This window comes from Methylocystis suflitae (assembly GCF_024448135.1).
In the GTDB taxonomy this organism is placed as follows: Bacteria; Pseudomonadota; Alphaproteobacteria; order Rhizobiales; family Beijerinckiaceae; genus Methylocystis; species Methylocystis suflitae.
Map to the genome: position 1 here is coordinate 86,494 of NZ_JAMRYX010000241.1, position 19,253 is coordinate 105,746.

Annotated in this window: 16 protein-coding genes and 1 pseudogene; 8 read left to right on the forward strand and 9 right to left on the reverse strand. The window is 63.4% G+C overall.

Annotated features, from left to right (window positions below):
* Positions 1-92: 92 nt before the first annotated feature.
* Both NEI07_RS18985 and NEI07_RS18990 read left to right on the forward strand, forming a co-directional pair.
* On the forward strand, positions 93-1,400 hold the full coding sequence (locus NEI07_RS18985) for an ABC transporter permease (protein WP_256036818.1): 1,308 nt from the start codon (positions 93-95) through the stop codon (positions 1,398-1,400).
* Entirely contained in the window at positions 1,397-2,794 is a 1,398-nt protein-coding gene (locus NEI07_RS18990; protein WP_256036819.1) for an ABC transporter ATP-binding protein, read from the forward strand. The genes NEI07_RS18985 and NEI07_RS18990 overlap by 4 nt, the downstream gene beginning before the upstream one ends.
* Before the next feature lie 35 nt (positions 2,795-2,829).
* On the opposite strand, the gene NEI07_RS18995 is transcribed toward NEI07_RS18990, so the two are convergent.
* From NEI07_RS18995 to NEI07_RS19005, 3 genes and pseudogenes are all read right to left on the reverse strand, one after another.
* Complete coding sequence (locus NEI07_RS18995; protein ID WP_256036820.1) at positions 2,830-3,567, reverse strand: YkgJ family cysteine cluster protein; 738 nt, start codon at positions 3,565-3,567, stop codon at positions 2,830-2,832.
* 838 nt (positions 3,568-4,405) lie between these two features.
* Positions 4,406-4,581, reverse strand: a pseudogene (locus NEI07_RS19000) (IS630 family transposase); the annotation flags it as partial.
* Positions 4,582-4,679: 98 nt separating this feature from the next.
* Positions 4,680-6,023, reverse strand: a complete 1,344-nt coding sequence (locus NEI07_RS19005) for a carbohydrate porin (RefSeq protein ID WP_256036821.1) — start codon at positions 6,021-6,023, stop codon at positions 4,680-4,682.
* A 226-nt stretch (positions 6,024-6,249) separates the two neighbouring features.
* Here NEI07_RS19005 and NEI07_RS19010 point away from each other — a divergent pair, with 226 nt between their 5' ends.
* The 5 genes from NEI07_RS19010 to NEI07_RS19030 all read left to right on the forward strand — a co-directional run bounded on the left by NEI07_RS19010 (position 6,250) and on the right by NEI07_RS19030 (position 12,281).
* On the forward strand, positions 6,250-7,932 hold the full coding sequence (locus NEI07_RS19010; RefSeq protein ID WP_256036822.1) for a lysine--tRNA ligase: 1,683 nt from the start codon (positions 6,250-6,252) through the stop codon (positions 7,930-7,932).
* Complete coding sequence (locus NEI07_RS19015; RefSeq protein ID WP_256036823.1) at positions 7,932-8,477, forward strand: RBBP9/YdeN family alpha/beta hydrolase; 546 nt, start codon at positions 7,932-7,934, stop codon at positions 8,475-8,477. Before NEI07_RS19010 ends, NEI07_RS19015 begins: the two co-directional genes overlap by 1 nt.
* A 135-nt stretch (positions 8,478-8,612) precedes the next feature.
* Entirely contained in the window at positions 8,613-10,370 is a 1,758-nt protein-coding gene (locus NEI07_RS19020; RefSeq protein ID WP_256036825.1) for a di-heme-cytochrome C peroxidase, read from the forward strand.
* Between the two features lie 134 nt (positions 10,371-10,504).
* Positions 10,505-11,179, forward strand: a complete 675-nt coding sequence (locus NEI07_RS19025; RefSeq protein WP_256036826.1) for a UdgX family uracil-DNA binding protein — start codon at positions 10,505-10,507, stop codon at positions 11,177-11,179.
* A gap of 4 nt (positions 11,180-11,183) precedes the next feature.
* A complete protein-coding gene (locus NEI07_RS19030; RefSeq protein WP_256036828.1) occupies positions 11,184-12,281 on the forward strand; it encodes an alpha/beta hydrolase domain-containing protein in 1,098 nt (365 codons plus the stop codon).
* Here NEI07_RS19030 and NEI07_RS19035 read toward each other — a convergent pair.
* The 5 genes from NEI07_RS19035 to NEI07_RS19055 form a co-directional block, all read right to left on the reverse strand.
* Positions 12,278-12,778 (reverse strand): TspO/MBR family protein, encoded by a 501-nt coding sequence (locus tag NEI07_RS19035; RefSeq protein WP_256036830.1) that lies wholly within the window; start codon positions 12,776-12,778, stop codon positions 12,278-12,280. The two genes, NEI07_RS19030 and NEI07_RS19035, sit on opposite strands and share 4 nt — an antisense overlap.
* Before the next feature lie 49 nt (positions 12,779-12,827).
* Entirely contained in the window at positions 12,828-13,724 is an 897-nt protein-coding gene (locus NEI07_RS19040; protein WP_256036832.1) for a hypothetical protein, read from the reverse strand.
* 136 nt (positions 13,725-13,860) lie between these two features.
* Positions 13,861-15,078 (reverse strand): alpha/beta hydrolase, encoded by a 1,218-nt coding sequence (locus tag NEI07_RS19045; RefSeq protein ID WP_256036834.1) that lies wholly within the window; start codon positions 15,076-15,078, stop codon positions 13,861-13,863.
* A 243-nt stretch (positions 15,079-15,321) separates the two neighbouring features.
* Positions 15,322-15,771, reverse strand: coding sequence for a baeRF12 domain-containing protein (locus tag NEI07_RS19050; protein WP_256036837.1), 450 nt, complete (start codon positions 15,769-15,771; stop codon positions 15,322-15,324).
* 205 nt (positions 15,772-15,976) lie between these two features.
* Positions 15,977-16,282, reverse strand: coding sequence for a hypothetical protein (locus NEI07_RS19055; RefSeq protein ID WP_256036839.1), 306 nt, complete (start codon positions 16,280-16,282; stop codon positions 15,977-15,979).
* Between the two features lie 530 nt (positions 16,283-16,812).
* Between NEI07_RS19055 and NEI07_RS19060 the strand changes: the two genes are divergently transcribed.
* Positions 16,813-17,211, forward strand: coding sequence for a carboxymuconolactone decarboxylase family protein (locus NEI07_RS19060; protein WP_256036841.1), 399 nt, complete (start codon positions 16,813-16,815; stop codon positions 17,209-17,211).
* A gap of 260 nt (positions 17,212-17,471) precedes the next feature.
* Here the strand turns inward: NEI07_RS19060 and NEI07_RS19065 are convergent, their stop codons facing one another.
* Complete coding sequence (locus tag NEI07_RS19065; RefSeq protein WP_256036843.1) at positions 17,472-19,100, reverse strand: CTP synthase; 1,629 nt, start codon at positions 19,098-19,100, stop codon at positions 17,472-17,474.
* Positions 19,101-19,253: the final 153 nt, after the last annotated feature.

Genomic DNA, 19,253 nt, shown 5'->3' on the forward strand with positions numbered 1-19,253 from the left:
CCGACGAGCCTCTCAAGCGATCACGGCTACCCAACGAAGCGGCCCCGCCTCGCAAGCCAGGCCGCATCGACCTGCAGATAACGGTCCCACCTATGACGAAACGCCATCGCTCGCGCTTCCTGCTGGTGCGGCTCGGCGCTCAGAACGTCGGACGCCGGCTGCTGCGGAGTCTGTTGCTCGGCTTGGCGGTGATGATCGCTGTCGGGGTTGTCTTCTCCGGCTTTGTCACCGGCTGGTCGCTGCGGGAAGGAATCTTGACGACCTTTTCGCGAATGGGCGCCGATCTCATTGTCGTGCCGCACGGCGCCTTGGTGAACATCACCAGCACGCTGCTCACGATACAGCCGACGGATCTCGATCTGGACGCCGCTCTGGGCGACAAGCTCAGAGCCGTTCCCGGCGTGGCGAAGGTCGCCGCGCAGCGTCTCATCCGCGCGAGCGTCGAGGGGCGCGCGATCAATCTGATCGCCTATGATCAGGCGACAGATTTTACCGTCGAATCTTGGCTTCCAGCCGGCGAGAAACCCGTGGCGGCGACGGGGGGCCTGCTTGTTGGCGAGCGGGTCGCGCTGAAGACTGGCGAAGCCCTGACGATTTGCGGTCGGTCGCTTGTCGTGATGGGAAGATTGGGCCGAACGGGCGTGGGCCCCTTTGACGAATCTTATTTCATTACCTTTTCCGCGCTCGACGAACTCGTCGCCGCCGCGATCCGGACGCGCGCTGCAAACGTTCCTGTTCATCCGCCCGCGTCTTCGCCCTCCGAAGGGGTCGACGCGACGCATCATGATCACGCCGCAGGACGGGCCGAATGCCTTCCGTCAATCGCGCAGGATCGCGTCTCTGCATTTCTCTTGCAGCTGTCGCCCGGCGCCTCGGCGGAGCAAGCGCGTTTCGCCATCGGACAGATTCCCGCAATCAAGATCGTCACGGGCAATCCGATCTTCACCGCGGCGCGCCAATCGCTAGGAAGTCTCTTCTGGGGCGTGGCGATTTTTGCAGGCTTGCTGATGCTGGCGATATTCTTTCTCGTGTCGTTGTTGTTTTCCGCCATCGTCCAAGAACGCTATCGCGAAATCGGCGTGCTGCGGGCCATGGGCGCGCGGCCGGCGCAGATCATATCGATCACCCTGATCGAGGCTGGGCTCATCACAGGCTTTGGCGGCCTGTTAGGCATCGGTGCGGGTTTTTCGCTGATTTTCGTTTTTGCCCGTTCTCTCGGCTTTTATTTCTCGTCTCTTGGCGTGCCCTTCGACGCGCCGCCTGCCGCAATCATATGGATGGCCGCGAGCGCCGCCGCGCTCTGCGGCGTCGCGATCGGCGTCGGGGGGGCTTTTGTCGCCGCTTGGCGGACACGGCGTCTCGAACCCTATGCGATGATCCAGATGGAAAGCGCGCGATGATTCTTTCCGCCAAGGGTTTGCGCAAGCGTTACGGCGGCGATCCTGGCGTGGACGCGGTGATCTCCGCCGATTTGATCGTTGGCGCAGGCGAATTCGTTTCGATCGTGGGACGATCTGGCTCCGGTAAATCGACGCTGCTCGCCATGGTCGGCGGGCTGACGGCGCCGACCGAAGGCAGGGTTCAACTGGCGGGGGACGAGATCTGGGGTCTCCCCGAGGCGCAGCTTGCCGATGTCAGGCGGGAGCGGATCGGTTTTGTCTTTCAATTTCCCAGCCTCCTCCCGAATCTTCGCGCCATCGACAACGTCGCCTTGCCGGCGCTGCTCGGAGAGGACGTGACGCCAGAACGCGCCTATGCGCGCGCGCAAGGCCTTCTTGCCCGCGTCGGCCTGAGCGATCGGATGACAGCCTTCCCAGGACAGATGTCCGGCGGCGAGCAGCGTCGAGTCGTCATCGCTCGGGCTTTGATCAACGAGCCGCAACTGCTTCTCGGGGACGAACCGACAAGTGATCTCGACGAGGAGACGGAAGAAGAGATCTTCGCGCTGCTCGACAATTTGCGACGAGAAGAAAATTTCGCAATGGCGCTCGTCACGCACAACCATGCGCTTGCGCAACGCGCTGATCGCATGTTCGAGATGCGGCAAGGAATTCTCCTTCCGAGCGATGCGCCGCGCGCCTTCGTCGCTGCGCCGATCCGGCGCCCCGAACCGCCCGCGCCAAAAACGCCCGCGCCGGTCGGCGCCGATGCAGGCGCGCGCGATTTCGAAAAACTCGGCAAGACGCTGTGGGCGACAGCGGGACGCATCTTCGCCGCCGCGGCGCTGATGTTCGTCGTAGCGTCCGCGGCAAATTACGGCGTGGCGCGCTACCAGCAGTATGAACTGGACGCCGGTCGGCAGCGACTCGCCGCGCTCGAAGAACTTGCGACATCCACCCTGCAGAGCGACATCGCGTCAATTACGCGGCTTGGCGAGGGCCGTTATGAGGTGACGATTTATCTGGAGAACACAAAAGCCGAACAACCCATTTACGTCATGTCGCCGAGCGTGCAGGGTTTCGTGCAGGTGGGTGTCGGCTGGCAGGAAGCGCCGCTCACGCCGATCGAGGACACGACCGCCGCGGTGCTGAAAGTCACAGGGCGGCAGCTCTACCGCTTCATTTTTGAGGCGCGCCTCACGAAATTCACCGAGTTATTACCCCACTACATGCATGTGCGCTTCAGCAACAACATGCTTGTCAGTCCCGAGAGCACGCCCACCAATGAGTTATTTCAGCGGGTCGATAATTATTATGTCTATCTGAAACCGGACAATGTCGACGACGCTACGATCGCAAAAGATGTCCGATTTCCCGGGCCGCCTCCGCTCTGGATCTGGATGCCGCCGCACTGAAGTCTCGCTCTCAAGTTGACCGGCGCAATCGCCCTCTACGCGGTGGCGGCAGCATCCAAAATCGCCGCTGCTTCGATAAGGTCGAAGTCGGGAATTCGCGCGTTCTTCAAAGGATCTTCGCCCGATATCCATTGTTCGAGCGCATTCGGCGCGGAGAGCGCGCAGTTGAGAGCTCTGTTGACCTCGTAGAGTCCCCAAGCCAGTCCGGCGCGCCGCAGCGCCGCCATCAGGGCGTTCTGAACGAGGCTGCGGACAACGAGATGCGGCGTGGAGATCGGCGCTTCAACGGCTTCGCCTCTTACAGCCGCAAGGCATAACGCCTTGTCGAAGGCCGCATGACCGCGGCAAGCAAGCGGACGAATTTTATAGGCGAGGCATAATTCGCCTTCGATCAGCGGGCAGGCATGCTGGGCGGTCAGCCGCTGTTCTTCAGACAGGCCGCCAACGGCCTGATCGGCGTCCGCAATGCGCTCACGGAGCATTATGCCGCGCTCCCGAAAGGCGGCGGCGTTAACGGAAATGAATCGCGCGAGCAGAAATATTTCCGGAGCCGTCGCAACGACTCGAAGGCGACAACAGGCTGCGCATTCTCCCTGACAGGCGAGCGCTGGCGCGCCTGTCGCGTGGATGGCGACATTTTGCGCGAAGCTGTCAAAAGCTTGCGCGCAGAGCAGCGCGACAAGCTCTGGGCGCGCCCCGCGAGAGCCTATCGTCTCGCTGAAGGCATGCGACGCGGCCTTGAAGAAGGCAGAAGGGCTGGTATCTCCGCTCACCCGTATCTACTCCACCCTTACGTCGGTAAGATGATCGGCGCGGCCCCGGCCCTACATGCCAGAGGCGGCGGCCAATGCTAACCAACCGAGATGGCGCTCGTCGACCCCACGGAACTGGAGCTGCCGCGGAACGATTTCGCAGAATTCCGATCTTGCAGGCAGCGGCCGGAACTTTGCGATGTCAATAGCGACGGGCGCTCAAGCCTTGAGCCGCGCTCAAGAAAAAAACCAAAACGCAAGCGCGATCCAGAAGATGATCATTGCGGCGCCCCAAAGAAAAATACCAAGTTGAGGTCCGTCGTCTCGGCTGGTCGCTGCGACCCGTCGCCGAGTTGCTTGATATGCATGGTCATCAATGTCGCGCTGCGATTGGAGCTGTTGTCGCTCTGGCGGAAGAAGCTGCTTGGCGCGGCGCCCGCCATATTCACCATGCGGACTTGGCCGCAGAATGCTCGATGTCCCGCCTGACCTTTCGGGAGCGATCGCTGCGCCATTCGAGCATTTGGATTCTACGGTGGCGCCGCCGAGGCGGTCCCAATTCGGTCGCATCTATTGCTTCGCGCCCCTGGCCCAGCTGTTTTTCGTCACTCCATGAGAGCGTGCGCCAAACTCCGCCACGAAAGAAAAGATGGCTCCGTATCGATCAGCCGCGTCGGATTGCAAGAGGCGATTCCCTGACCGTATCAGTATCCACAGTTGTTGTAACTGAAACGGGCGCGACGGTCTAGTTCTCTCGCTTTTTCTGGATAAGTATCGGTGATTTAATACTATTTCTGATCTGTTCAATCCTCTTGACTATTATCGTTCCATTGCACGGCGCCGGTGGTCGCGTCCTCGAGTGGAAGGTGAAGCGTTCGTGGCGCTGGAGCCATTGGCGCTTGTGAGCGGCGTAATTGCCGAGGATCGCACGAGCTTGCCGGCGGGAGTCTGCGCCTCGATGGCGTTGAGAAAGCTCGTAAATTCCTGATGGCGGCGATGGTCGAACAGCGTGGTCGCGCCGTTCCTTTTGTAGTCACGTCAGGGCGGGCCGCCGATCGGCCGAGACAGGGTCATGGAGAGTCCCGCGCGCATCGCGCGGACTCGCACGAACGTCGGCCGTCAGATTTTATCCACTAAAAAATCGTCTGCAGACGCAGGCCGAGATAGCTCGCCCGCGCCCGCAGCGGATTCCACGGATCGACGATCTGGAGGTCGCCTGAGAGCCGCAGCCATCGGGTCACCGCGAAATTATAGAAGGCTTCGACGCCGCTCTCGCTGCGGCGGTTAATTCGCCGCGCTTGCAGTCCGGAGAGAAGCAGCGGGCTCAGTCGATAATGATAGTAGCCGACGCCCCAGCGATCATCTTCGCGTCCCGTCATCAGATTGTTGCCGGCAAGGCCAGCGACCACGCTCCATCTGACCGGGTTGGGATTGCCGTCCGACAGAGTCGCGAGCGTGAACACGCCCCAGCCAACCTTGGGGTCCGTAGCGCTCTGCATCAGATATTGCTGGATGGCGTAGGAAACGAAGCGATAGCCCTTTTTTGTCACTCCTTTGAGCTGAGCGATCCTCGGGGTTTCGTCGATATCTTCGAGATCGAAGCCCCTGGCGTTGCTGTAGGCGACGCGAACCGTATGGAAGCCCTTGAGTCCGCCGATCTCGACGGGCACGGTCAGCATCAGCCCGGCGCCGATTCCGCGCTCGAAGGGCCGTTGGATGACGCGGGGCTGCAGAGCGTTACGCGGGTCGGCGACCATCAGTTTGAGATCGAAAAATTTGGTCTTGAGCGCCGCGACGCCGCCCAGAAGGTAAGGCGGCGCGATGATCAGACGGTCGGCGACGCTCTCCGGCGAGCTAACGCCGATGCCGGTCGAAGGCAGGGCGAAGGAGCGGTTCATGAAGGTCTCGATGCCGCCGCCGCCGACCAGCGGCGTCTGCGCGGCGAGCGTCAGCATGTTGAATTTACCGACCGTCACCGAGAATTGCTCGCTGAATTCCTGCGTCAGCGTCATCGACAGCGCCGAGTGATAGCCGTCGCGCTCGATGAACGCCTGGGCGACATTGACCGGCAGCAGCGCGAAATCCTGCCGGTTCACGTTGCGGCCGAAATAATGCTCGTACTGCGCGTTGAACTTGAGCCCTTTCCAAAAGCCGAGCTTCTCGCCGTCGACGCGCAGAAATGTGTCCATTATCCCGCCGTAGCGCGCCGTCCGCTTAATCGCGCCGGAGGTGATGCCCTGCTCGAACTGGGTGATCCAGACGTCGACGTCGATCCCGAATTTGCGCAGCTGCTCCTTCGGGCCGCCCGGCGTATCGGTCAGCGACTTTTGCTTGGCGAGTGAGACGAGCGCGTCTTCGGCGAGGGCCGGGCCTTCGAGGGCCGCGACCAGGAGGCCGGCCGCAGCGATTAGGCTGCGCGCGCCCGCGCGGAACCCTTTCGGGGAGGCCGGCCCGCTCCATTCGCTCCGCCGCCACATCTCTTCGGCCTTCCCGCCAGCCAGATCGGTGAATCACATGCGCTGTCGAGCTTAGCGGCATCGCCGCGCTTGTCTATTGACGGCGCGCAACAGTCGCGAGTTTCCGCTTCGCCGCGGACGTGCGGCGCCTGCCCCCGGGACGAAAGCGGCAGGCTTCTTCGTTGACGCGCTAAGCCCCTCTCCCTACTGTGCCGCGCTTCCCGCTCAGATTGGCCAGTCGCACCCCATGTCCGCACCGCTCCTATTGTCGCCCGAACTCGTCGAAGCCGCGCGCGTCTCGCCCGCCTGGCCGTTCGAAGAGGCGCGAAAGCTCGTCAAACGGGTCGAGGCGAGCGGTCAGAAGAGCGTGCTGTTCGAGACCGGCTACGGCCCTTCCGGCCTGCCGCATATCGGCACCTTCGGCGAGGTCGCCCGCACCAGCATGGTGCGCCGCGCGTTCGAAGTCATGACCGAAGGCAGGATCGCCACGCGCCTCATCGCCTTCTCCGACGACTTGGACGGGCTGCGCAAAGTCCCCGACAACATCCCCAACAAGGAACTCGTCGCCGCCAATCTCGGCAAGCCCTTGACCCAGGTGCCGGACCCTTTCGGCACGCATGACAGTTTCGGGGCGCATAATAATGCGCGGCTGCGCGCCTTCCTCGACGCCTTCGGCTTCGAATATGAATTCGCGTCGTCGACCGAATATTATAAGAGCGGCCGCTTCGACGCCGCGCTGAAGCATATGCTCGAGCGCTACGACGCGGTGATGAAGATCATGCTGCCGAGCTTTCGCGAGGAGCGCGCGGCGACCTATTCGCCCTTCCTGCCGATCCATCCGAAGACCGGCATCGTCATGCAGGTCGCGCTGACGGGATATGACGCAGAAGCCGGCACGATCTCCTGGACCGATCCCGATACGGGCGAGGCCTTCACCACCCCCGTCACCGGCGGCCATTGCAAGCTGCAATGGAAGCCCGACTGGGCGATGCGCTGGTATGCGCTCGACGTCGATTACGAGATGGCGGGCAAGGACCTCATAGATTCGGTGAAGCTGTCCGGCGCGATCGTGCGGGCGCTTGGCGGACGTGCGCCGGAAGGCTTCAACTACGAACTCTTCCTCGACGAAAAGGGCCAGAAAATCTCCAAGTCGAAGGGCAATGGGCTGACGATCGAGGAATGGCTGACCTACGCTAGCCCCGAGAGCCTGGCGCAATTCATGTTTCAAAAGCCCACGGCGGCGAAGCGGCTCTATTTCGACGTGATCCCGCGCGCGGTCGACGATTATCTGAATTTCCTCGACGCCTATCCGCGCCAGGATTGGAAGAACCGCCTCGGCAACCCGGTCTGGCACATCCACGCCGGAGACCCGCCGCAGGCCGAGACGCTGGCGCATGAGGGCGACGCCAAGGGCGTGAGCGTCTCCTTCTCGATGCTGCTCAATCTCGCCGCCGTCGCCAACGCCGAAGATCCGGCCGTGCTTTGGGGCTTTCTGCGCCGCTATGCGCCCTCGGCGACGCCCGAAAATCACCCGCGGCTCGACAGGCTCGTCGGCTACGCCGTCGCTTATTTCCGCGATTTCGTGAAGCCGGCGAAAAGCTATCGCGCCGCGGACGAGGTCGAGCGCGAGGTGCTGCTAAAAATCAACGAGACGCTGCGCGACATGGACGCCGCCAGCGCCGAAGAGATTCAGTCGTCGCTTTACGATGTCGCGCGCGCCGTGCCGCGTTATCAGGATTTCGCCGCCAAAGGCGCGACGACGGAGCGTCCCGGCGTCTCCAACGATTTCTTCAACATGCTCTATGAAGTGCTGCTCGGCGAAAAGAAGGGCCCGCGCTTTGGCTCCTTTATCGCGCTCTATGGCGTCGCCGAGACGCGCAAGCTGATCGAGGATGCGCTCAACGGCGCCTTCGCACGCGAAACGGCCTGATGCGCGCAGCCGACGCCGATATTGTGATCCATCCCGGCCTCACCGGCGGCACGGAGGATCATTGGTACAGCCGCTGGAAGAAGAAACTCTCCACCGCGCGGCGCGTGACGCAGCGCGACTGGAGCGCATTATCCCGCGCAGAATGGGTTGACACGCTGACGCGCGACGTCGCCGCCTCCGAGCGTCCCGTCGTCATCATCGCCCATTCGCTCGGCGTGATCACGTCGCTGCATGCGGCGCCGCGCATCGCAGAAAAAGTCGCCGGCGCCTTTCTCGTTGCGCCGCCCTCTGACAGCGTGATGCGGGAACTGCCGATCGATCCCGAATTTGCGCCGGCGCCTCGCGCGCGCCTTCCCTTCCCCGCGGCGATGGTCGGCAGCAGCGACGACCCTTACGCCGATCTGCTCTTTGCGCGCCATCTCGCGCAGGACATCGGCGCGCACTTCATCGACGCCGGCGCGAGCGGCCATATCAATGTCGACAGCGGCCACGGGCCATGGCCGGAAGGGTCGCTCGCCTTCGCCAATTTCATGGCGAAGCTCTAAAGCTCTAAGGCGCGTCATCAGTTCGGAGTATTGACACGCTATTGGCGATCGTCGACCCTGCCGCGATGCGCTTCGCGTGAGTTTTTGTATGCGTCCACGCGTTTGTAACTGCCGTTTTCATTGAGAAGAATTGAGATGAGCATCACCAAGACATTCCGCTCCGCTGCGCTTGCTGCCGCCATTCTGTTCGCCAGCGCGCCGGCTTCGCTGGCCTTGGAACGCGTTGAACAGCCCTCCTCCATTGCCGGCGCCGGTCCTTGGGACGAAAAGGCCTGGAACGACTTTTATGGCACGAGCCAAGGCTCCCGCCTCATTCCCTGGGACTGGATCAAAGCGCTCAAGCAGGCTGACGGCCAACCCTTTCTTGCGGATGGACTGGCCCGCTACGGCTATCTGGCCAACCCCGCGAGCCCGACGCCGGGGCTGCCGGTCGGCTTCGTCGTCTCCGACGGCGTGTTGGGACCCAGCTGCGCCGCGTGCCATACGCGGCAGATCGAGGTCGAGGGCAAGGCCTATCGCATCGACGGCGGCCCGGCGCTCGCCGACATAGGCGCGCTTTGGGCCGATCTCGATGCGGCGGTCGGAAAGATTCGCGCGGACAATGCGTCCTTCTCTGAATTCGCCAAGGCCGTTCTCGGAAGCGGCTACGATCCGCAAAAAGAGACCAAGCTGCGCGGCGAAGTCGATCTCTGGTATGCGCGCCACCACGCCATCACCGAGGCGGGCCTGCCCAAAGACAAGCCCTGGGGCGCCGGACGCATCGACGCCGTCGGCATGATCCTCAACCGCGTCACCGGCCTCGATATCGGACCCGGCCCGACGCATATCATTCTGGGAAATATTCGGAAGGCGGACGCGCCGGTGCGCCCGCCGTTCCTGTGGAACGCGCCGCGGCAAGATCATACGCAATGGCCTGGCTTCGCCGACAATGGCGACCGCATTCTGGCCATGGCCAGAAACGTCGGGCAGGTCTATGGCGTCTTCGGCGAATTCTTCCCTGAGAAAGACGCCACGCATCTCCTCGGCTTCAATTACGTCAAGGCCAATTCGGTCGACTTCAAAGGGCTGATCGAATTGGAGCGGCTTGTCGAACGGATCGGTCCGCCGAAATGGCCGTGGCCCGTGGACAGGATGCTCGCCGCCCAGGGCAAGCTCATCTACGAGCGTCCCTATGAAGAGGGCGGATGCGCCGATTGCCACGGGATCGACCGAGGGCAGCCGCGTCTGCTCAATCCGGACACCTGGTGCACGCCCGTTCAGGACGTCGGCACCGACGCGCGCGAATATCAATATTTCGCGCCGGACTGGAAGGTCGACACCGGCGCGCTGACCGGCGCCTTCATCCCCTTCGTTTCCGAGCCGCTCGACAGGAAAGACGCGCCGGTCTCGGTGTTGGCGACGGCGGTGCGCGGCGCAATCCTGCAACATTTCATTCCGGTCACGGTGAATTCGGTCGAGCGTCAAAGGGCCGACGTGGCGCTCGCGCTTCTGCGGCCCTTGGTTGAAGAGCTAAAGGGCGTCTACAAGATTCCGGGCACGCCCGGCGCCGGACGCTGGGCCTGCCGACGCGCGCCGGAAACCGACGGCAAGATCAAGTATGAAGCGCGCGTCCTGGAAGGCATTTGGGCGGCGGCGCCCTATCTGCACAACGCCTCGGTTCCATCGCTCGCCGAACTCTTGAAGCCCCCGCAGGCGCGCGTCAGCGATTTCAAGGTCGGTCCGGCCTATGACATTTCCGCTGTCGGCCTCGCCGCGGAGCAGCCGAAGTCGACCTTCCTGATGAAAACGGATTGCAACAGAGGCTCAGGCGTCAGCCATTGCGGCCATGACTATGGAACGGCGTTGAGCGAGACGGACAAGCGCGCCCTGCTCGAATATCTGAAGACGCTATGATCGGGGTGCTCGGGACGCAGTGTCCCGAGTCCCCTCCCTGGCGACGTGGCGGCTTTTTCCGAAGTCTGCTTTTCCTCGCGACGGGGTCGCCTATATCGACCTTCTTGGCGTCACGCGACGCGAGGAAGGGACAGGTGGAGAAATCCGAATTCGTTCTCCGGGCGAAGCCTCCAACTGCGGTCGGCCTATTCGCCGAAGCTCCTTCGCTTTCGGCGCTCGCCGCGCAAGAAGCCGGCTGCACGCGCTGCCCGCTTTATAAAAACGCCACTCAGGTGGTTCCCGGAGAAGGGCCGGCGCGCGCCCGCGTGCTGCTGATCGGCGAGCAGCCGGGCGATGTGGAAGATCTGTCGGGGCGTCCCTTCGTCGGGCCTTCCGGCAAACTCCTCGACATCGCGCTGCAGCGCGCCGGCGTTCCTCGCGACAAATGTTTCGTCACCAATGCCGTCAAGCATTTCAAATTCGAGCCGCGCGGCAAACGCCGCCTGCACAAAAAGCCCGACGCCGGCGAGATCGACGCCTGCCGCTGGTGGCTCGATCGCGAGCGCGCCCTGCTCCGCCCAGGATTGATTGTGGCGCTCGGCGCGACCGCGATCCGCGGCGCGCTCGGCCGCTCGGAGGCGGTGTCGCGTCTGCGCGGCGACATCATTGACCTCGATGACGGAGCGCAATTCTTGGCGACCGTTCACCCCTCCTCTCTGCTACGCTTGAAGGATGAATCAGATAAGCGCGAGGCGTGGCGAGGCTTCCTCGCCGATCTTCGTAAGATCGCCCGCTGGATCGAAAAGGACGACGCGCGCGCCCTGGGCTAGGAACGTGGCGCTGCTCGCCTGTTTGGCGTTTGCCGGCGCGGCCCACGCGGAACTGCTGAAGTTCGAAACACGCCCCGACGGCGCGAACGAGGCGATGTCCGCGACAGTGAAGCTCGACGGAACGTCTTACGAAATCGCCGGAGCGCTCGCGAAGCCGCCAAGCGGCGCCAAGGTGCTGCTGATCGAGACGCAGCCGAGCGATGATGTAAAACCGCTAGCGCTCGAGCGCGGACTCGCCGTGCTGACGCTCGATGTCGGCAAGCTCCCCGACAAAGCCAGAGAGCCGGCCCTGCGCGATGTCGTCGGCCATCTTCGCGGCGCGCTTAAAATAAAGCGCGCGCTCGGCCGCGCGCAGGGCTCGGACGCCGATGCGATGTCGGGCGCCTCGTCTGCATTCGACGGCCTCTTGCTCCATGACGCGAGCCGCGAGCCCGCCGGCCCAATGCGCTTTATCGCGACCTGGGGCGCCGACGCCTATTGGCGCGAGAAGCCGCGCGTCGAATTCGCGAGCGGCGCGCCGCCAAATGGTCGGCGCTTCTATCTTGCCGGAATCGCCGCGTCGACCGCGACGGCGAATTGCGTCGCGCCGATTAACGCCCGCCCCCCGGCCCCCGCGCTGCGCGCGCTGTTCGCCGCGCTCGACGAGTGGACGGCCAAGGGTGTCGCGCCGCCCGCCTCGCGCGCGCCCCTCGACGCCGATTTAGCGCCCGCGCAGGATTTGAAATGGCCGAAAATTCCCGACTTGCCCGCGCCGCCCGAGGGCGCGCGCCGCGTTCCCAGGATCGACGCCGACGGCAATGAGATCGCCGCTCTGCGCCTGCCCGACCTTGCGCTCCCTGTCGCGACCTTCACAGGCTTCAACGCGCAAAAGGACAAGAAGGGCCCGCCTTGCGCCGCGGGCGCCGCGATTCCCTTCGCGGCGACGAAGTCGGATCGCGAAAAGAACGCCGATCCGCGTCCCGCGCTCGTCGAGCGCTACGGATCGCGCGCCTATTTCGTCGCGACCATGCGCGTCATCGCCGACAAGCTGGTCAAGGAGCGGCTGCTGCTACAGCAGGACGCCGACGCCTATGTCGCCGCGGCGCGTTCGGCGCCCTTCTAGCGATCGAGGATAAAAATCCCGGCGTTGAGATAGGTGGCGAACGCCACCCAGACGGCGGTGGGTGCCAGAGAATATCCCGCGACGCGGTCGATCCGCCAGAACAGGATGATCGTGACGGCGAGTAGGAACGCCATCGGCAAAATGACGATGAGTCCGAGCATCGCGCTTCGCGCGTCGAAAAAGGCGAAGGACCAAGCCCCGTTCAGAACGAGCTGCGCAAGAAACACGATGATCGCGGCGCGCCGGCCTGGCGTCGCCGGCTCGAGTCGTAGAACGCGATAGAAGGCGTAGGCCATCAATATGTAGAGAGCCGTCCAGACGGGGCCGAACACCCAATTCGGCGGCGTCAACGGCGGCTTGGCGAGCGTCTCGTGCCATGGGATGTTCGGCGTCGTTGCGAAACTGCCGAGCAGTGCCGCGGCAAGCACAGGCGCCGCGGCGGCGGTTCCGGCGACGAGCCGCGACGGTGGACCCCAAAGAGACGTCGAGCTGCTCATTTGCGCCGCCTCACGCTGCGTCCCGCATATCGGGCGCAGCGCGGCGGCTTCAAGGCTGCTGCAGGGTCGGGAAAAAGACCGGCGTCGCGCCAACGCGAACGCTGTTCTGCGATGCGAACATGTCGTCCTTCAGCCAATTGGGCAGGTCATCTTCGCGATGGCGACTGATGAGAGTCTTGTCGCTCTCGCCGAGATAGATGCGAATGCCGCCCCAGACAGCCTTGTAATCATTCTCGCCCACGCGGCTTTCGATGAAGCCGGTGATCGCGGAATGTCCGAGATTCCAGATGAGCGCCTCGCCACTGAGCGCGGCCGCATGCCGCCCTCCGACGTAACGATGGCCGACCGAGATTTTGACGTTGTAGGTCGGATAGACGCTGATATCGAACATGTCGAAGAAGCGACCGCGCCGCGGCTGCCACTGATAGGCGAGATATCCCGGTCCATAGCCCAGCGGCGTGAAGAAATGGCCCGAGCTCTCCTCATAGCCAGCGATGCTGGAGAGCGAGAACGGTCCATAGTAATAGGCGCCTTCAGCGCCGACGCGGAAACGCGTGTCGTCGAGACGCTTGTCGTGAGCGATCCCTCCATAGCCGCCGAGGAGACCCACGCTCGGATCCCGCCAGAAGGCGTGTCCGGCGCCGCCGCTCACGAAGAAGCCGCGATGCGCCGCCGCGATCGCGTCGACCTGAAAGCCGAAACGGTCGCCGAGGGGGGCCGTGATCGACCCCATCCCGCCGGCGGAGGCGTTGTTCAAACGCGCGAAGCCCAGCCAGTCGGAGCCGCCGCCAAAACCTTCGAGCTTGCCATTGACGCCGTCGACGGCGCGCTTGGGTCCGGGGTTTTCCGAGAGCGGAGCCTTCCACCAGCTCGGATTGTCGGCGCGCGCTGAGGACGCAGCGAGCGCGACCGCCAGAACGGCGAGAAGCTGACGCTTGTATGACATTGCGATTAAAGTCCCGTGCGGTGATCGTCGCGAGCGCTCAACCCTAAAGGGCTTGAGCCTCGCTGGCTGTGACATTGCGGCAACAGCCCTCCAAAAATAGAACCATTAGACGCATCGAACTCACAGCTGAGTTAAATTAGTGTTGTGGATCAATCTTTTGAGCGGCGGAGCCCAGATGTTCGCTCAAATTCTCGCGCGTCGCCGGATCGACAATGGCGAAGGGCGCGGCGACCGCCGCCCCGGCCACGCCGCCGACCGCCGAAACCGCGCCAGCCGTCGCCAGTCCGAGCTGATCGCCGACGCCCGCCTGTCCGTCTCTCAGCGGCTGACCCTGCGCCAGCCTGGCGCCGATCGAGCGCACGACCTCCGGAGAGGCGGCGAATTTGCTGTGCTCCAAAGGATCGCTGGAGGCGATGCCCGTTAAATCGACGACTCTGACTTGATCCCGGTCGAGGATTTCATGATAGGGCTGCGCGCGCGGATCGACGGCGCCCAGTCGCGTATTGCCCCAGAAGCGGCGAGACGCGGCAAGCGCGTCATCGTCGCGCGAGGCGAATAGCGTGAAGACGGACGGCCGTATGCCGATTTCGGCGATCTGGCGCCGGAAAACGTCGAAGTCGACGTCCGGCGCGGCGAGCATGATATTCTTGATTTTCGATCCGATTTGACCGTTGCGGATCGCCATCTGGCGCAACGCTTCGAGGGTCACCCAATTGCCCATCGAATGCGCCAGGATCGAGATCTCGCCGACATCCCGGTCACGCTGCAGCGCCTGCAGCACGCGCTCCAGGGCGTCGCGCGAATAGCTGGCGCTCTCGTGATCATAGCCATATTGCAGCAACCGGCCGCGCGACGGCCAGGTGAACAGCACCGGCATGACGTCGGCGCGCGAATCATGGACGATCTGCGCGAAGCGGTAGACCGCCTCCTCGAAACGCGTGTTGAACCCGTGGACGAAGAGAAGCACCTGCCGCTTGGGCGTCTTGCGGATGCGGGCGTTGAAGTCCGCGAGCGCCGCCTCCCTGCTCAACACCTCGGCGCGAACGGTGGCGAATTGGATGGCCGGGTTGGGAGTCGGCCCGTCCGGCCACTGCACTTCCCCGATCACGCGGGAGGCGTCGGGCGGGATCGAGACGGCGATATCGGCGAAATGAACGCCATGTCCGCGTTCGCCCGAAAACATGACGCCGGGCTGGGAGTCATCCGGCTGTCGGGTGGTGACGACCAGGAGGTCGACGACGCTGGCGCCGGGCGCGACCTGATGGGTCGCGATAAGGGTGCCATGCGGCCGGCTCGAACAAGCGCTGAACGCAAGCGCCAGAAGCGCCGCCAAGATGATACGCCCGCGCCCCATACGCCGCCCGTGCTCAAGTGTTATGCGCGGCGTCGCGGCTAAGGCGAAGCCAAACACGTTCCGTCCCTCATCATTGCGGCTCAAATGCGACGGTTTCGCCGCGCTGTGCAAAATCGCACTGATTTCTTGGGAAGAATGCGGCAATATCGACAGGCTCGCACGAGAGGCGAGCGTCGGAGGCGGGGCTGGGACGAATCGCCTCCGACTGCGCAGGGGAAAGCCTCAAAAACTTTCCCCTGCCTTTCAACCGCGGGTCAGCGCCTTTTCGATATCCTTGAGCGGATGGCGGGTCAGGTCCTTGGCGAGTTCGCCCACGACCTTGCTTTGCGCCTTGACGGACAGCTCCTTGCGAATTTCGCCGAGCGCCTTTGGCGGCGCGACAATGGCGATCGCGTTCAATTCGCCCGACTCCGCCGCCTGATTGATGCGGTCCGCTATGGCGCGGGCGAAGCGCTCCTCCTCGAGTTCATGCCAGTCGGCGTTTTGCACGGCGCTGCGGCCGGGCGAGAAGGACGTGAAGCTTCGGCCGGGACGATCCGTTCCCTGCTCATGCGTCGGCGGATTGTCGTCGATGCGCGTTTCGACGACGCGAAGGTCAAGAAGCTCGGCGTCGCCGTGATTTTGAAAAAAAAGCGCCCGGCGGCCGTCTCCGACCAGAACCCAGGCGCCATTGCCGACGGAAAATCCGCTCATGACGCTCCCTCGCCTTCCATCTTCTTGGCGTCAGGCGAGGCCGCTCGGTTGCGGCGGCCGAAGCCGTCGCCTCATGCAAGCGTCTACGTATCCTCGCGGGAGTTCGGTCACAAGCCCGACAGCCGTTACGCGCCCCCTTTTGCGAGGAGCGCTCTAACGCAAGGATAGCGCGCGGCCGGGCGCGTTCAATCCGCGCTTCGCTGCGTCACGCCGCGAGCTTTTCTTCCTTGTCCGCCTTGCCAGGCGCCCGATTCATCTCCCGCAGCGCGGCGTCGAGCGATCCCGAGCGGCTTTCGGCCTTTACGGCTCTCGCCTGCAGGACAGCGGCCTTCCGTTCGATCGCGCGCTCATTGAGCGCCCAGATCAGCCAGCAGACGCCGGCGATGCTGATGAGCGCCGTGTAGGGTTCGCCAAAGGCGAAAGATGACAGGAAGGAAAAGTCGGGAGCGCATTCCTTCGCGTATTCACACGCGTCCGACCAGTCCTGAAACCACTGTTTGACCGATTCCATCGTGACCTCCTCGACGCCGCGCGGAAAATTCGACGGACGCACGCCCCGCCGGTCGAATCGTGTAGCGCAGGCATATGGCGAACATTGTGCGTTGCAGCATATCGCGCGTCAATCGGGCGCGGCCCGGTGAAATTGTCGCAGCGCCTTGAAATGAGGCAGAAAAAGCCGTCAGCGCGGGCTCGTCGCTATGTCCGTGCGTCTCTTCTCCATGTCACGTGTCTCCATGTCACGTGCGCGCGTGTCGCGGCCACGCGGACGCAAAACGCGCGCCATCGTTCGAGGCTGAAAACGAAGCGATTCAGCGCGCGCCGATGGAGTTTTTCTGACAAAATGGGAGCTTAAACGCCACTGGGGACGACAAATGCGGATGGCGCTCGTTAAATCGATGCTCTTGTGGGTCACGATCGCCTTGGCGCTCTCGGGCTGCGGCGTGAACTATCATGTCAATCCGGGCCCGCGCACATGGCCCGCAGCCGCCAACCCTCCCAGCAAATGACCTCTCGCTGGCTTCGTATCAAACGGAAAAAATCATGGCCACGGTTCGACTGCTCAGCGACGAAGAGCTCTCGCCCGAAGCGCGGGCCGTCTTCGACGACATTCGCGCGACGCGCAAAAGCGATTTCGTCAATAATTTCTGGCGCGCGCTGGCGCATGATCCGGCGACGCTGAAACGCACCTGGGAGAGCATCAAGCAGGTGATGGGTCCGGGCGTCTTGGACCCGAAGGTCAAGGAGATGATCTACATCGCCGTCTCCATCGCCCATGCCTGTCCCTATTGCATCCATTCGCACACGGCGAGCGCCCGCGCGAAGGGCATGAGCGAAGCGGAATATCGCGAACTGCTGGCGATCGTCGGCATGGCGTCGGAGACGAACCGGCTCGTCACGGCGCTCGGCGTGCCGATCGATGAGGATTATGAGGTGGGGTGAGCGGAGTTGGAGACAGCTCCTGTCCTCACTCGCCTGATAGTACCCTCACCGCGTCATGCCCGCGCTTGTCGCGGGCATCCACTTGTCGCCGCTGCGCGAACTCCGCAGCATTTGCGCAGCCTCTCGGCGTGGATGGCCGGGACAAGCCCGGCCATGACGGCGGGTTGTCTCTCCGACGCGACCCATCACCATGCTCCCATGCAGGCCGGCTGGCTTACATCATGACCGGTCGGCCAAACGGGACGCTCTATCTCGTCTAGCTACACCAACCTACTCTGCGCCTTCGCCGCGGCGATAAAACTTGCAAACAGCGGATGCGGCTCAAACGGCCGCGACTTTAATTCGGGGTGATATTGCACGCCGATGAACCAGGGGTGCTCGGGAATTTCGACCGTCTCGGGCAATAGCCCGTCGGGCGAAGAGCCCGCAAACAACAGCCCGCAATCCTCCAGCCGCTCGCGATAGGCGAAGTTCACCTCATAGCGATGGCGGTGGCGCTCGGAGATTTCCGTGTCGCCGTAAATGCCCGCGATGCGCGACCCCGGCTTCAACAGCGCCGGAAAAGCGCCAAGCCGCATGGTGCCGCCGAGCCCCTCGCCGACGCCGCGTTTCTCCAGTTCGTTGCCCTTGAGCCATTCGGTCATCAGGCCGACGACCGGCTCCGCGCAGGGGCCGAACTCGGTCGAATTCGCTTTTTCGATTCCCGCGAGCGCGCGCGCGGCCTCGATCACCGCCATCTGCATGCCAAAGCAGATGCCGAAATAGGGCACGCCGCGCTCGCGCGCGAAACGCGCCGCGAGGATCTTGCCTTCGGCGCCCCGCTGGCCGAAGCCGCCGGGAACGAGAATGCCGTGCACATGTTCAAGATGCGCGGCGGGATCGCTCCCCTCGAAGACTTCCGATTCGATCCAGTCGAGATTGACCTTCACGCGGTTCGCCAGGCCCCCATGGGCAAGCGCCTCGATGAGGCTCTTATAGGCGTCCTTCATCTCGGTGTATTTGCCGACGACCGCGATGGTGACTTCGCCTTCGGGATTGTTGATGCGCTGCGTCACCGCGTTCCAGCGGCTCATGTCGGGCTTGGGCGCAGGCTCAATGCCGAAGGCGGCGAGCACCTGCGCGTCCAGCCCCGCGGCGTGATAGGCGCGCGGCACGTCATAGATGTTGGCGGCGTCGCGCGCCTCGATCACCGCCTGTTCGCGCACATTGCAGAAGAGTCCGAGCTTGCGGCGCTCCTCGCGCGGGATCTCGCGATCGGTGCGGCAAAGCAGAATGTCGGGCTGAATGCCGATCGAGCGCAGCTCCTTCACCGAATGCTGCGTGGGCTTGGTCTTCAGCTCGCCGGCGCTCGGAATGTAAGGCAGCAGCGTCAAATGGATATAGATGCAGTGATGCGGCGGCAGATCGTTCTTGAGCTGGCGGATCGCCTCGAAGAACGGCAGGCCTTCGATATCGCCGACCGTGCCGCCGATCTCGATCAACGCGAAATCGACGTTCTCATTGCCATCAACGACGAACTCCTTGATGGCGTTGGTCACATGCGGAATGACCTGGATCGTCGCGCCGAGATAATCGCCGCGCCGCTCCTTGCTGATGATGTCCTGGTAGATGCGGCCGGTGGTGACATTATCTTGCTTCGAGGCCGGGCGGCCGGTGAAGCGCTCATAATGTCCAAGGTCGAGATCGGTCTCCGCGCCGTCGTCTGTGACGAAGACCTCGCCGTGCTGATAGGGCGACATCGTGCCCGGATCGACATTGAGATAGGGATCGAGCTTGCGTAGCCGGACCGTATAGCCGCGCGCTTGCAACAGCGCGCCGAGCACCGCCGACGCCAAACCCTTGCCAAGTGAGGAGACCACGCCGCCGGTGATGAAGATGTACCGCGCCATGGGACCTAACGCCTAACGCCTTTCCAGCGATTCTGATAGCGGATTCTATCGGGCCGGGGGCGTCGCCCCCAGCCAAGATCATCGGATGGCGGATTTGACGCCCGCTACTGGGTCGGCGCTTTCCAGATCGTCGAAGGCGCGGGCTCGGTTTCC

What these genes read in the sequence shown, in the direction of transcription:
- NEI07_RS19060 (WP_256036841.1), top strand. Translation starts at nt 16,813, where the DNA reads ATGGCCACGGTTCGACTGCTCAGCGACGAAGAGCTCTCGCCCGAAGCG.
- NEI07_RS19005 (WP_256036821.1), bottom strand. Translation starts at nt 6,023, where the DNA reads ATGTGGCGGCGGAGCGAATGGAGCGGGCCGGCCTCCCCGAAAGGGTTC.
- NEI07_RS19015 (WP_256036823.1), top strand. Translation starts at nt 7,932, where the DNA reads ATGCGCGCAGCCGACGCCGATATTGTGATCCATCCCGGCCTCACCGGC.
- NEI07_RS19055 (WP_256036839.1), bottom strand. Translation starts at nt 16,282, where the DNA reads ATGGAATCGGTCAAACAGTGGTTTCAGGACTGGTCGGACGCGTGTGAA.
- NEI07_RS19045 (WP_256036834.1), bottom strand. Translation starts at nt 15,078, where the DNA reads ATGGGGCGCGGGCGTATCATCTTGGCGGCGCTTCTGGCGCTTGCGTTC.
- NEI07_RS19040 (WP_256036832.1), bottom strand. Translation starts at nt 13,724, where the DNA reads ATGTCATACAAGCGTCAGCTTCTCGCCGTTCTGGCGGTCGCGCTCGCT.
- NEI07_RS18990 (WP_256036819.1), top strand. Translation starts at nt 1,397, where the DNA reads ATGATTCTTTCCGCCAAGGGTTTGCGCAAGCGTTACGGCGGCGATCCT.
- NEI07_RS19020 (WP_256036825.1), top strand. Translation starts at nt 8,613, where the DNA reads ATGAGCATCACCAAGACATTCCGCTCCGCTGCGCTTGCTGCCGCCATT.
- NEI07_RS19065 (WP_256036843.1), bottom strand. Translation starts at nt 19,100, where the DNA reads ATGGCGCGGTACATCTTCATCACCGGCGGCGTGGTCTCCTCACTTGGC.
- NEI07_RS19010 (WP_256036822.1), top strand. Translation starts at nt 6,250, where the DNA reads ATGTCCGCACCGCTCCTATTGTCGCCCGAACTCGTCGAAGCCGCGCGC.
- NEI07_RS19050 (WP_256036837.1), bottom strand. Translation starts at nt 15,771, where the DNA reads ATGAGCGGATTTTCCGTCGGCAATGGCGCCTGGGTTCTGGTCGGAGAC.
- NEI07_RS19035 (WP_256036830.1), bottom strand. Translation starts at nt 12,778, where the DNA reads ATGAGCAGCTCGACGTCTCTTTGGGGTCCACCGTCGCGGCTCGTCGCC.
- NEI07_RS18985 (WP_256036818.1), top strand. Translation starts at nt 93, where the DNA reads ATGACGAAACGCCATCGCTCGCGCTTCCTGCTGGTGCGGCTCGGCGCT.